Annotated in this window: 11 protein-coding genes; 1 reads left to right on the top strand and 10 read right to left on the bottom strand. The window is 64.8% G+C overall.

Annotated features, from left to right (window positions below; translation table 11 throughout):
* Positions 1–6: 6 nt before the first annotated feature.
* From E1832_RS14595 to E1832_RS14580, 4 genes are all read right to left on the bottom strand, one after another.
* Positions 7–777, bottom strand: a complete 771-nt coding sequence (locus tag E1832_RS14595) for an SDR family NAD(P)-dependent oxidoreductase (RefSeq protein WP_133360501.1) — start codon at positions 775–777, stop codon at positions 7–9.
* A 36-nt stretch (positions 778–813) separates the two neighbouring features.
* A complete protein-coding gene (locus E1832_RS14590) occupies positions 814–2,529 on the bottom strand; it encodes a class I adenylate-forming enzyme family protein (RefSeq protein WP_133360500.1) in 1,716 nt (571 codons plus the stop codon).
* A 312-nt stretch (positions 2,530–2,841) separates the two neighbouring features.
* Complete coding sequence (locus E1832_RS14585) at positions 2,842–4,629, bottom strand: SulP family inorganic anion transporter (RefSeq protein ID WP_245514000.1); 1,788 nt, start codon at positions 4,627–4,629, stop codon at positions 2,842–2,844.
* 237 nt (positions 4,630–4,866) lie between these two features.
* On the bottom strand, positions 4,867–6,084 hold the full coding sequence (locus E1832_RS14580) for an acyl-CoA dehydrogenase (RefSeq protein WP_133360499.1): 1,218 nt from the start codon (positions 6,082–6,084) through the stop codon (positions 4,867–4,869).
* A gap of 102 nt (positions 6,085–6,186) precedes the next feature.
* Here E1832_RS14580 and E1832_RS14575 point away from each other — a divergent pair, with 102 nt between their 5' ends.
* A complete protein-coding gene (locus E1832_RS14575; RefSeq protein WP_133360498.1) occupies positions 6,187–7,098 on the top strand; it encodes a LysR family transcriptional regulator in 912 nt (303 codons plus the stop codon).
* A 223-nt stretch (positions 7,099–7,321) separates the two neighbouring features.
* Here the strand turns inward: E1832_RS14575 and phoB are convergent, their stop codons facing one another.
* From phoB to E1832_RS14545, 6 genes are all read right to left on the bottom strand, one after another.
* Positions 7,322–8,011, bottom strand: coding sequence for a phosphate regulon transcriptional regulator PhoB (gene phoB / locus E1832_RS14570; RefSeq protein ID WP_133360497.1), 690 nt, complete (start codon positions 8,009–8,011; stop codon positions 7,322–7,324).
* A gap of 3 nt (positions 8,012–8,014) precedes the next feature.
* On the bottom strand, positions 8,015–8,725 hold the full coding sequence (gene phoU / locus E1832_RS14565; protein ID WP_133360496.1) for a phosphate signaling complex protein PhoU: 711 nt from the start codon (positions 8,723–8,725) through the stop codon (positions 8,015–8,017).
* A gap of 18 nt (positions 8,726–8,743) precedes the next feature.
* A complete protein-coding gene (pstB, locus tag E1832_RS14560) occupies positions 8,744–9,541 on the bottom strand; it encodes a phosphate ABC transporter ATP-binding protein PstB (RefSeq protein ID WP_133360495.1) in 798 nt (265 codons plus the stop codon).
* A 20-nt stretch (positions 9,542–9,561) separates the two neighbouring features.
* Positions 9,562–10,926, bottom strand: a complete 1,365-nt coding sequence (pstA, locus tag E1832_RS14555) for a phosphate ABC transporter permease PstA (RefSeq protein WP_133360494.1) — start codon at positions 10,924–10,926, stop codon at positions 9,562–9,564.
* Positions 10,923–12,401: a phosphate ABC transporter permease subunit PstC gene (gene pstC / locus E1832_RS14550; protein WP_133360493.1), complete on the bottom strand. Its 1,479-nt coding sequence runs from the start codon at positions 12,399–12,401 to the stop codon at positions 10,923–10,925. The genes pstA and pstC overlap by 4 nt, the downstream gene beginning before the upstream one ends.
* Before the next feature lie 79 nt (positions 12,402–12,480).
* Positions 12,481–13,521, bottom strand: coding sequence for a substrate-binding domain-containing protein (locus E1832_RS14545; RefSeq protein ID WP_133360492.1), 1,041 nt, complete (start codon positions 13,519–13,521; stop codon positions 12,481–12,483).
* Positions 13,522–13,527: the final 6 nt, after the last annotated feature.

Genomic DNA, 13,527 nt, shown 5'->3' with positions numbered 1-13,527 from the left:
AGTTCCTTATGTCCACATGTTCGAGCCGCCGCAGACGGTCAGCGCCTGGCCGGTCATGTACCGACTGGCGTCCGAGGCGAGAAAGACCGCCAGCCCCTTGAAATCCTCCGCCTCGCCGAGGCGGCGCAGCGGGATATCGTTCTTGATCCGCGCCTCGACCTCCGGGTTGTCCCACAGCTCACGCGCGAAATCGGTGCGCACCAGCCCCGGGCAGATCGCGTTGAACCGCACGCCCTTGGGTCCGAACTCGGCCGCCAGGTTGCGCACCAGCCCGATCAGAGCGAGTTTCGACATCCCATAGGTGCCCAGCATGACCGAGGGTTTGAACGCCCCGATCGACGAGGTGAACATCATCGAGCCCGACCCCTTTTCGATCATGTCCGGCACCGCGAGCTGCGCCAGCCACAGGTTCGACTGCACGTTCGCCGCCATGGTCTTTTCATAGGCCTCGTCGGGGATTTCCGAGGTGGGGCCGTAATAGGGGTTCACCCCGGCGTTGCCGATCACGATGTCGATCGGGCCGGCCTTGTCGCGCGCGGTCTCGACCAGCGCCCGGATCTGGTCCTTGTGGCCGACATTGCAGGCCACCGGGATCGCCCGCTCGGCGCCGACGGCGGCGTTGATCTCCGCGGCGGCATCGTCCAGCCGCTCCTGTTTGCGGGCCGAAATAACCACCGTCGCCCCATGTTCGGCCAGCGCCGTGGCCATCGCCAGCCCCATGCCCTTGGAGGCGCCGGTCAACAGCGCGACCTTTCCGGAAAGATCGAATAAATTCATATCATTGGTCCCATCGGTTGAGAAATCAGTTTGGCATCAGGCCGGGGCCCGAACGCCGGGCCACTCGGGCAGGCAGGCGGCGCGCAGAGCGCGGCGGTCGATCTTGTCGGTGGCGCCGCGGGGCAGGGGATCGGGCTGTGTCCAGATCCGCTCGGGGATCTTGAAATGCGCGATATGCTCGCCAAGAAAGGCCAGCAACGCCTCCTCGGTGACGGCGCGCCCGGGACGGATCTGAACCGCCGCGCCCACCACCTCGCCCAACCGGGCGTCGGGCAGCGCAAAGGCGCAGGCCTCTGCCACGGCCGGATGGCGGTGCAGCGCGCCCTCCACATCGAGGCAGGCGATGTTCTCGCCGCCGCGGATGACGATGTTCTTCTTACGGTCGACGATGGTGACATAGCCCTCCGGATCGATCCAGCCCAGATCCCCGGTGCGCAGCCAGCCGTCCTGCATCGCCTCTGCGGTTGCCTCTGGTTTATTCAGGTAACAGCGCATGTTGCAGGGACTTTTTACAGTAATTTCCCCGATCTCTCCCGGCGCAACATCGCCGCCGTCATCGCCGAGAAAGCGCAACTCCTGCACCGGCGGATAGAGCCGCCCGGCGGCGCCCGGACGGGCCAGATATTCCTGTCCGACCATGCCGATGCCGTTGGCATTGGTTTCGGTCATGCCCCAGCCGGTGGCGATATTGGCACCGGGGAAACGGCGCGACAGCTCCTCGACCTGCGCTGCCGGACGCTTGGCGCCGCCGGCACCGAGGAAATCCAGCGTCTCCAGCGGCTCGTTCAGCCGCGACGCGGCCTCGGACAGATCCGCGCTTTGAGTCGGAACCCCAAGAAACCGCGTCACTTTTTCATCCCGGATCAGGCGCACCGCGGTCTCCGCATCCCAGCGGTTCATCACCACCAGCTTGGCGCCGGCCGGCAGGCTGAGCAGGAAAATGGGATGGGTGGCGGTCACGTGGAAAAGCGGCGTGGCCACCAGTCCGACGGGGCGCGGGGCCGGGGCGTCGGGATCCTCGGGCGGGTCCAGAACGGGGGTCAGCGCGGCCTGCATCAGCCAGGTAAAGACCGCGTTGATCGCGCCGCGATGGGTCTGTACCACACCCTTGGGGTGGCTGGTGGTGCCAGAGGAATACATGATCGCAAAATCGTCGTCGGTATTGATCCCAACCTGCGGCCAGTCGGCCTCTGAAATCCCGGCCAGAATTTCGGAAAATACCTTATCGCCAATGGGTTCTCCGTCGCGGATGCCAATCAGGGTCAGGTGCCGGCCCGCCGCCAGAGGCCGCAGCCGCTGCACCCGTTTGCCGTCGGCAAAGACCAGTTTCAGTCCGGTATCTTCCAGCGCGTAATCAAGCTCTTCGGTGGTCCACCAGGCATTGAGGAAGACAGCGACACCGCCGACCGAGGCGATGGCGGTGATCAGCAGCAGAAGTTCGGGACAGTTGCGCATGGCGATGCCCACGCGGTCGCCCTTGGCGATGCCGAACCGGTCCTGAAGCGCCTGGGCCAGCCGGTTGGAGTCGTTACAGAATTCGTCATAGCTCCAGCGCTCATCCTGGAACACCAGATACTCTGCTGTACCGTCGGCCTGGGCGGCGCGGCTGGCCTGCATCAGGGCGCGGATATGTGGCGGGGTGTTACAAAAGGCGCGATAGGTCACGCCGCGGATCTCGGCCTCGGCAGTTTCGAAGACCGGGTTCCCGGCGGTGACCTGGCGCACGGCCTCGGCCAGCGACAGACTGGTCATGACCAGACATCCCGCATTCGCGGGGGGGCACAGGATCGTGCGCGCATGAAATTCCTCCCATTGGCGGGCCGCGCGTCGATGGCGCGACTCTCAACTCCCGCAGTGAGGTTAGTCAGGATTTCCGGCGCTGCCAATACCGCAGTACGAAATCAGGTTTCGCAATTTTCACTCCCGGAGGGCGATAAATCTAAAGCAATGCCAGAGTATCGCACGGCAACGGATGATCTGGATCTCAATTTTATACATAATACCGATTATGGGATATTGGGATGGATAGCACAGGGCGCCGAATAAGGCCGGCGCCCTTGCCGTTCAGGCCGCGGATTTGCCTGTGTCCGCCTCCTGTTCGGCCTGCCGGAGCGTGACGAAGGCGTCGTATTGCGACAAGAACACCTGCCCGGTCAGATCGTGCAGGAAATGGCTTCCTTTCAGCCTGTCCATCACCGGCCCCTTGACCTCTGACAGGTGCAGCTTGACGCCCTGGTCCGACAGCCGCTGATTGATCGCCTCCAGCGACTCCAGCGCACTCAGGTCCACCTCGTTCACCGCCGAGCACATCAGGATCACATGCTTGAGCTGATCGCGGCCCTTGTGCACGCGCGCCTGGATCAGATCCTCCATCCGCCGCGCGTTGGCGAAATACAGGCTCTCGTCGATGCGCAGCGTCAGGATCGTCGGTTCGGTGATCACCTGGTGGCGGTGGATGTTCCGGAAATGCTGGCTGCCGGGCACCTGCCCCACCTCGGCCACATGCGGCCGCGAGGTTTTCCAGACGAACAGCGCGAGCGAAACCAGAACGCCTGTCGCCACGCCGACCTCGACACCGATGCCGAGGGTCAGCACGATGGTGGCCAGAACAGCGGCGAAATCGGCCTTGGAATAAGACCAGGCGCGGGTCAGGATCGACAGATCCACCAGTGACAGCACCGCGACGATGATGGTGGCGGCCAGCGTCGCCTTGGGCAGGAAATACAGCAGTGGCGTCAGCATCAGCGCCGCCAGCAGCAACCCCACGGCGGTGAATGCGCCCGCCGCCGGCGTCTCGGCGCCCGCGTCGAAGTTCACCACCGAGCGGGCAAAGCCGCCGGTCACCGGATAGCCGCCGGAAAGACCGGAGGAGATGTTGGAGGCCCCCAGCGCGATCAGCTCCTGGTTCGGTTCGATCCGCTGCTTGCGTTTCGCCGCCAGCGTCTGTGCGACCGAGACGCTTTCGACATAGCCGATGATCGAGATCAGGATCGCCGGCCCGATCAGCACGGTGATCATGCCGAAATCGATGGCGGGCAGGCCCAGCGGCGGCAGGCCGGTCGGAACCGTACCGACAACCGACACCCCTGCCCCCGGCAGATCCAGCGCCCAGGCCGCCACCGTGGTGCCGATCACGGCAAAGACCGGCCCGACGCGGGCGGTGGTCGAGGCGGCCTGCGCGCTCATCCCGAATCTGGATTTCAGAACGCCCGCCATCCCCTTGCGCACCCAGAACAGAAAGGCCAACGCGATCAGTCCGATGATCAACGTCGGCCAGTTGGTATGCGGCAACTGTTCCCAGATCGAACCAAGGATCTGCGGCAGCGTGTGCCCATGCGCCTTGACCCCCAGGATATGTTTCATCTGGCTTGACGCGATCAGGATGCCCGAGGCGGTGATGAAGCCCGCGATCACCGGGTGCGACAGGAAATTGGCCACCACGCCCAGCCGCAGGATCCCCATCGCCAACAGCACCAGACCGGACAACAGCGCCAGAACAGCGGCGGCGGCGGTATATTCCGCCAGGCTGTCCAGCCCCAGCGGCGCCAGCGCCGAGGCGGTCATCAGCGAGACCACCGCGACCGGCCCCACTGCCAGCGCCCGGCTGGTGCCGAAGATGGCGTAGAATACCAGCGGCAGAATTGAGGCATAGAGTCCGACCTCGGCCGGCAGCCCCGCCAGCAGCGCATAGGCCAGCGATTGCGGGATCAGCATGATCGTCACGATCACCGCCGCGGTCATGTCGCCGGTGAATTGCGCCCGGTCATAGCTGCGGCCCCAGTCCAGCACCGGAAACACCGTTTTCAGCCGGTCGGGCGACAGCCGGGGCACCGCGTTCAGCAGTTTGGTCAAGGGGGCGCACCTTTCTGTTGGTCGCCCGCCGGGCCGGCGGGCATCGGTCCCCTGCCCCCCGTGCCGGGACGCGGCGGGATGGGCCGGAGACCGGCGATCGCTTACATATTAGGTTTTCTATATATGTAATGCCCCCCGCTTGTGAACCCCGGTTTCAGGCAGAAAATCCGGCGAGGGGAAAACAAAGAAAAAGGCCGGGAAACCCGGCCTTTTATACACAGATTTTCTTTGCCGGGATCAGAAAAACGCCTGAAGCCCGGTCTGGGCACGGCCCAGGATCAGCGCGTGCACGTCATGGGTGCCCTCATAGGTGTTCACCGTCTCCAGGTTCACCATGTGGCGGATGACCTGGAACTCCAGGCTGATGCCGTTGCCGCCGTGCATGTCGCGGGCCATCCGCGCGATGTCCAGCGCCTTGCCGCAGTTGTTGCGCTTGACGATCGAGATCATCTCGGGCGCGGCGTTGGCCTCGTCCATCAGCCGGCCAACGCGCAGGCTGGCCTGCAGCCCCAGTGCGATCTCGGTCTGCATGTCGGCCAGTTTCTTCTGGAACAGCTGGGTCTGCGCCAGCGGACGGTTGAACTGCTTGCGGTCCAGCCCGTATTGGCGCGCGGCATGCCAGCAGGCCTCGGCCGAGCCCATCACGCCCCAGCTGATGCCATAGCGGGCGCGGTTGAGACAGCCGAACGGACCCTTCAGCCCCTGCACATGCGGCAACAGCGCATCCTCGCCGACCTCGACGCCCTCCATCACGATCTCGCCGGTGATCGAGGCGCGCAAGGACGCCTTGTTGCGAATCTTCGGCGCGGACAGCCCCTTCATCCCCTTTTCCAGCACGAAGCCGCGGATCTTGCCGTCATGGGCGTCCGATTTCGCCCAGACCACAAAGACATCGGCGATCGGCGCGTTGGAAATCCACATCTTGCTCCCGGTCAGCCGGTAACCGCCGTCGATCTTCTCGGCGCGCGTCTTCATCCCGGCGGGGTCCGAGCCGGCGTCGGGTTCGGTCAGACCGAAGCAGCCGATATATTCGCCCGAGGCCAGCTTGGGCAGGTATTTCATCCGCTGCTCCTCGCTGCCGTAGGCATAGATCGGGTACATCACCAGCGAGCTTTGCACGGACATCATCGAGCGATAGCCCGAATCCACCCGCTCCACCTCGCGCGCGACCAGCCCGTAGGTGACGTAGCCGGCGCCGATACCGCCGTATTCCTCGGGGATGGTGGTGCCCAGCAGGCCCATCTCGCCCATCTCGCGGAAGATCTCCGGATCGGTCTCTTCGTTCTCGAAGGCGGTCAGAACCCGCGGCTGCAGCTTTTCCTGCGCATAGGTGCGGGCGCTGTCGGCGATCATCCGCTCCTCTTCGGTAAGCTGATCGGCCAAGCGGAACGGATCGGCCCAGTCGAAACCGGCGAGGTCGGGGGCATCCTTGGCGCGCAGCGTTGGGGCGTTCATGGCAGATCTCCTCAGGTCATATGCGTTTGCATGGGCATCTATCACATCATTTTCGCAAGAAACAGCGAGACATTCGCATGGAATCATGAGTAAACGGAATACATGCTTGCGCCACGCCGATTCCTCCCCTCGATCGCGTCGCTCCGCGCGCTGGAGGCGCTGGAGCGTCTCGGCTCCGCCTCGGCCGTGGCCGAGGAACTGTCGCTGACCCAGAGTGCGGTCAGCCGGCAACTGCAGACGCTGGAGGAACAGATGGGCGTGGCGCTGATCCAGCGCAGCCGCAAGCGGCTGTCGCTGACGCCGCCGGCGCGGGACTATGTGGCCGAGATCCGCCCCGCGTTGCGCCAGATTGCCCAGGCCTCGATGAGGTTGCAGGTGCCGCAGGCCGGCGGCGCGCTCAACCTCGCCATTCTACCGGCTTTCGGCATGCGCTGGCTGATGCCGCGGCTGCCGGATTTCGCCCGCCTGCACCCCGAGGTTACAATCAACATGGCGACCAGGCTGCACCCGTTCAATTTCATTGGCGAGCCGTTCGACGCCGCGATCCATTTCGGCACCGGCGATTGGCCGGGCACGGACCGGCTGTTGCTGAAACATGAACAGGTGATGCCGGTCTGCGCCCCGGCGCTGCTCGCCGGGCGCACCACCGGCGATCCGCGCGCCCTGCTCAGCCTGCCGCTGCTGCATATCGAGACCCGCCCGCGCGCCTGGCAGGACTGGTTCACCCTCAAGGGGATCGATGCCGGCGGGCCGGTGCCGGGCACAATGTACGACCAGTTCTCGGCCATCATCCAGGCGGCGCTGCATGGGCTTGGGGTGGCGCTGCTGCCCGATTACCTGGCCGAACAGGACGTGGCGACCGGGCGGCTGGCCGCGCCCTTTGGCGCCGCGACAGAGATGCCGGGCGCCTATTATCTGGTCTGGCCGCAGGACAAGGCGCGGCACCCGCCGCTGGTGCTGTTCCGCGACTGGCTGGGCGGCCAGGCCCAGCCCGAAGACCCCCTGCCCCGCTGACTGCGCCGGCGCCGGGATGCCGCCTTCCTTTCACGGAAATTTATCCTCGCCGGAGGCACCCGCGGGAATGTGTTTGCGAACCTTGCAGGTGCTGGTGATTTCCGGGGTTCCGCCCGTTCGCGGCTGAAAAGGTCGACTGGAGCGTTTCCGGGACGCCGCTTTGCCCGGGGCTCCGCCCGTTTGGCGCTGAAAAAGGTCCACTGGACCTTTTCCCGGGCGCGCCTCACCCCAGTGCATACCCCGCGCCGCGTACGGTGCGCACCGGATCGGGGCCTCCGTGCTGGGTCAGCGCCTTGCGCAACCGGCCGATATGAACGTCGACGGTGCGGGTATCGACATAGATGTCGCGCCCCCAGACCCGGTCCAGAAGCTGCTCGCGGCTCCAAACCCGGCCCGGTTTTTCCATGAAGGTCGAAAGCAGCCGGAACTCCGTCGGCCCCAGCTTCAAAGGATGTTCGGAGCGGCTGACCTTATGCGTCTCGGCATCCAGCACAATATCCTCGTACTCCAGCCGCAGGCCGACGGTCGAGGGACGCACCCGCCGCAGCTGGGTGCGCACCCGCGCCATCAGCTCGACCACCGAGAACGGCTTGACCACATAGTCGTCGGCGCCGGTTTCCAGCCCGCGCACCTTGTCGACCTCTTCGGACCGCGCCGAAAGCATGATGATCGGGATCGACCGCGTCTCCGGTCGGGACTTGAGCCGGCGGCAGACCTCGATGCCCGAAAGGTTGGGCATCATCCAGTCCAGCACGATGATGTCCGGCATGTCCTCTTCCACCAGAAGAAGCGCCTCTTCCCCGTTCTCGGCCTTGATCACCCGGAACCCCTCGGCCTCCAGGTTATAGGCCAGCACCTCGCGCTGGGCGTGTTCGTCCTCGACCACCAGAACGGTCGGCTGATCGGCCGCCATGGCTCAACCCTCCAGGATGCTGACCGAGGTGTCGTCGGCCTTGGCTCGGGCTTCTTCCAGGCGCTCGCCGGTGACCAGGTACACCACCTGTTCGGCTATCCCGGTCACATGATCGCCCATCCGCTCGATATTCTTGGCGATGAAATGCAGGTGCATGCAGGCGGTGATGTTTCGCGGATCCTCCATCATGAAGGTCAGGAACTCGCGGAACAGGGCGTTGTACATCTGGTCGACTTCGCGGTCACGCTCGATCACATCGCGGGCCAACTCGGCATCGCGCTGGATATAGGCGTCCAGTGCGTCCTTGAGCATCAGCTCGACCTCGCGCGCCATGCGGCGCAGCGCGGCGGTGGAACTGTTGACCGGTCGTAGCTGCGCCAGAACGCCGGTGCGCTTGGCGATGTTCTTGGCATAATCGCCGATGCGTTCGAGATTGCCGGCGATCTTCATCACTGACAGCACCAAACGCAGGTCCACCGCAGTCGGCGCGCGCAGCGCGATCAGACGCGCGGTTTCCTCGTTGATCAGATCCTCCAGCCCGTCGATGGCGGCATCGGCGGCGCGGACCTGTTCGGCCAGCTCCTCGTCGCGATCCTCCAGCGAGCGGGCCGATTCCATGATCGCGGCCTCGACAAGGCCGCCCATCTTCATGATCCGCGCCTGAATGGCCTCCAGGTCGCGGTCAAAAACCGTGGCAATATGTTGATCCGGCATGGCTTTGTCCTGTCTCGCTTACCCGATGCGCCCGGTGATGTAGCTTTCCGTGCGCGGATCCTCGGGATTGGTGAAAATCTGTCCGGTCTCGCCATATTCGACCAGATGGCCGAGATGGAAAAAGGCGGTCTTCTGGCTGACCCGCGCGGCCTGCTGCATCGAGTGGGTGACGATCACCACCGAATAGCTTTGCCGCAGCTCGTCGATCAGCTCCTCGACCTGGGCGGTGGCGATCGGGTCCAGTGCCGAACAGGGCTCGTCCATCAGCAGAACCTCGGGTTCTGTCGCGATTGCCCGCGCGATACACAGCCGCTGCTGCTGGCCGCCCGACAGTCCGGTGCCCGGTGCGTCCAGCCTGTCCTTGACCTCGTCCCAGATGGCGCCGCGGCGCAGGCTCTTTTCGACGATCTCGTCCAGTTCCGCCTTGTTGCGGGCCAGCCCGTGGATGCGCGGCCCATAAGCGATATTGTCATAGATCGACTTGGGGAACGGGTTCGGTTTCTGGAACACCATGCCGACCTTGGCGCGCAATTGCACCGGGTCGACCTTGGGATCATAGATATCCTCGCCGTCCAGCAGGATGTCGCCCGTCACCCGGCAGATGTCGATGGTGTCGTTCATCCGGTTCAGACAGCGCAGAAAGGTGGACTTGCCGCACCCGGACGGGCCGATAAAGGCGGTCACGGTCTTGTCCTCGATTTCGACGTTCACGTCCTTGATGGCATGCGTGTCGCCGTAATAGACCTGCACGTTGCGTGCCGAGATCTTGGTTTCGGTCTGGTCCAAGGCACTCTCCGTTTTGGCAGTGTCGTACATGTGGGTATGTCCCTTGCTTCTTACCAGCGGCGCTCGAAGCGGCGGCGCAGGATCACGGCAAGCGTGTTCATGGTGATCAGGAAGACCAGGAGGATGATGATCCCCCCCCAGGCCCGTTCATAGAAGGCCGGGTCGGCCCGCTTGGCCCATTCATAGATCTGGGCCGGCATCGCCGAGTTCGGCGACATCAGTCCGGCGGCGACGCCGTCCGGCGCGTTCGAGGCGATGAAACCGACCATGCCTATCAGCAGCAGCGGCGCGGTCTCCCCCAGCGCCTGCGCCAGCCCGATGATGGTGCCGGTCAGGATGCCAGGCGCAGCCAGCGGCAGCACGTGGTGGAACACCGCCTGCATCTTCGAGGCCCCGACCCCCAGCGCCGCGTCGCGGATCGAGGGCGGCACCGATTTGAGCGAGGCGCGGGTCGAGATGATGATCGTCGGCAGCGTCATCAGCGTCAGAACAAGCCCGCCGACCAGAGGCGCCGACATCGGCAAGTGCATGTAGTTGATAAAGACCGCCAGACCCAGGATGCCGAACACGATCGACGGCACGGCGGCCAGGTTCGAGATGTTCACCTCGATGATGTCGGTCAGCCAGTTCTTCGCCGCGAACTCCTCCAGATAGATCGAGGCGGCGACGCCGATCGGCAGGGCCAGCGCCAGCACCACGACCATCATGAAGAGCGAGCCCAGCATCGACACCCCGATGCCCGCCGCCTCGGGCCGCTGGTCGGAGGCGTCGGCGCCGAAGATGAAGGCCGGATTGAACGTCCTGCGCACGGTGCCCTCCGCGATCAGCTCGTCGACCAGGTCCAGCTGCGCCGCCGAGATGTTCTTGTCGTTGGCGATGCTCTCGCGGCTTACCCGCCCCTTCATGTACCCGTCCACACGGCTGTTGGCGAGAAAGCGGAAACTCACCGTCTGGCCGATCCTGGCCGGGTCGGCCAGAACATAATCGCGCAGCTGCGCCGCGGCGCTCTTGGACAGCAGGTCGGCCATCGCCTTGGGCTTCAGCCCGCTCTTCAGGTCCAGATCCGCGGCCTTGGTCTCAAACGCCCGATTGATCAGCGGCGCATAGCCGAAGGTCGAGACCTTCTTGATGTCCTCGAGGTCGCGGTTGCCCTTCTTGTCCAGCTTGCTCTGGTCCAGATGCACGTCCAGCGTGATGAAGGTCTGGGTAAAGGCGCCCATCCCATTGCCGAAGATGTTGACCACCAGGATCACCAGCATCAGCAGGCCGACCCCGATGGCCGCGATGCCATAGGCCTGGAACCGGCGTTCGGCAGCATTGCGGCGCTTGGTCCGGGCGGTCAGCTTCATCAGCGTCTCGCCGTGCTTGCGGGCCGGGGCCGCGGGGCCGCCGCCCTGTTGACTGGTATCGGTCATTCGTACTGCTCCCGGTATTTGCGCACGATGTAGAGGGCCAGAACATTGAGCCCCAGCGTCAGGACGAAAAGGGTGATGCCGAGGGCAAAGGCCACCAGCGTCTCGGGGCTGGCAAAGTCGGTGTCGCCGGTCAGCTGGCTGACGATCCGGGTGGTTATCGTGGTCATCGATTCCAGCGGGTTGAGCGAAAACTTGGCGATCGCGCCGGCGCCCATGACGACGATCATGGTCTCGCCGATGGCGCGGCTCGCGGCCAGAAGGATGGCGCCGACAATGCCGGGCAGCGCGGCGGGCAGCACCACCTGGCGGATGGTTTCCGACCGGGTCGCGCCCAGGCCCAGCGAGCCGTCGCGCATCGCCTGCGGCACCGCGTTGATGATGTCATCGCTCAGCGACGAGACGAAGGGGATCAGCATGATCCCCATCACCACCCCGGCGGTCAGCACCGAGGTTGCCCCGGACATCCAGTCGACGCCCAGCAGCCCCTCGGATCCGCGGCCGAACACCCGGACCAGCGCCGGACCGACCGTCAGCAGCGCGAACAGCCCGTAAACGATGGTGGGAATGCCGGCTAGGATCTCCAGCAGCGGCTTGGCGAAGGCGCGCACATGGCCATGGGCATATTCCGACAGGTAGACCGCCGCGAACAGGCCGACCGGCACCGCCACCAGCAGCGCGATGAAGGAGATATAGAGCGTCCCCCACAGCAGCGGTAGGATCGACAACTCGCTGTCGCCGCGAAAGTTGGGCGCCCAGGTGCTGCCGAAGAAGAAGTCGGTCCAGCTGTGCAATCTGAAGAAATTCACCGTCTCGAACAGCATCGACAGCACGATACCGATGGTGGTCAGGATCGCCAGAGAGGCGGCGAGGATCAGCAGCGCCAGCACCCCGCGTTCCACCACGTTGCGGGCGCGAAAATCCTTGTTGGTGCGCGCATAGGCAAAGCCCAGCCCGCCCAGCGTCAGCGCCGCAACGACAAGGGTCATCAGCAGGTGCCCGGTGGCGGTGATCTGGCGATACCGCTGCGCCGCGCTCAGCACCTCGGACCGCACGTCCGACCCCAGCGCGACGCCCAGATCGCCCAGACGGGCGCGGACGTCCGTGACGTCGGCCCGGATGGCGCGGGCCTCCTGTTCGCTCAGCGCGCCCTGCTGCACGGCGATGTCCAGCCCTTCGGCGACACGGCGCACGTCGCTCATCACCAGCCCGAGGGTCGAGCTTTCGGGGATGGCCTCGGCCGGGATCATGCCCGAGACGCGGTTTTCGACCAGCATCGGTTGCGCCAGCAGCCAGACGGCCAGCACCAGAAGCGACGGCACCAATGCGCTCAGGGCGACGTTGAACCCGTAATAAACCGGAAGCGAATGCAGCGCGCGGGAATCGCCGCCGGCGCTGTTCAGGGCGCGGCGGCGGCCGGCGATGTAGCCGATGGCGGATACCGCGAGTACGAAGACAACGAGCCAGGCGGTTGGCATCTGGGGGGGCTCCAATCGGGACAGGAGAAGACAGGAACGGGCCGGGGCGGCATCACCGCCCCGGCCCGGAGGGGCGCAGTTACATGCTGCTGCCCATCACCACTTCGTTGGCCACGGCCTCTTGGGTCTGGGCCAGTTCCGGATCGGCCACCAGGCCATATTCGGACAGCGGGCCATCGGGGCCGGCGATCTCGTCGGCGACGAAGAACTCGGCGAATTCCTTCAGGCCGGGGATCACGCCGATGTGCGCCTTCTTGACGTAGAAGAACAGCGGCCGCGACACCGGGTATTCGCCGGTCGCGATCGACTCGGTCGAGGGAACCACGCCGGACATGGTGGCAACCTGCAGCTTGTCGGTGTTGTTCTCGTAGAAGGCCAAACCAAAGACGCCGATGCCGTCCTTGTTGGACTCGATGCGCGCCAGGGTCTCGGTATAGTCGCCGTCGATATCGACCGCCTTGCCGTCGGTGCGCAGGGCGATACAGGCCTTTTCGGCGGCTTTCTTGTCATCGCCGTTGGCCGCCTTGTAGACGTCGAAGTCGCCGGTCTCTTCACAGCCGGCCAGGATCACCTTGTCCTCAAAGACTTCGCGGGTGCCGTGCTTGGTGCCCGGGACATAGGCCTGGATCGGCTGCGCCGGCAGGGTCGCGTCAACCTCGTTCCACATGGTATAGGGGTTGTCGACCAGCTTGCCGTCCACCACGACCTGCTTTGAGATGGCCTTGTACCACTGCACCGGGGTGAACTCGAACCCGTTGCCGTTGATGTCGCTGGCAAAGACGATGCCGTCATAGCCGATGCGCACTTCGATGATGTCGGTCACGCCGGCCTCGGCGCAGGCCTTGATTTCCTTGTCCTTGATCTTGCGCGAGGCATTGGCGATGTCGATGGTGTTCTCGCCCACGCCCTCGCAAAAGCGCTTCAGACCGGCCGAAGAGCCGCCCGATTCCACGACCGGTGTCGGGAATTCGAAGTTTTCGCCAAAGGCTTCGGCCACGATCGAGGCATAGGGCAGCACGGTCGAAGAGCCGGCGATCTGCACCTGGTCACGGGCGGCGGCAGCGGTGGCCGAAACGGCGCCGAGGGCCAGGGCGGAAACCGTCAGTTTCACAAAGGACATATGTGT

Source organism: Antarcticimicrobium luteum, assembly GCF_004358185.1.
Taxonomy (GTDB): Bacteria; Pseudomonadota; Alphaproteobacteria; order Rhodobacterales; family Rhodobacteraceae; genus Antarcticimicrobium; species Antarcticimicrobium luteum.
This window is presented reverse-complemented; position numbering and strand designations above follow the sequence as displayed.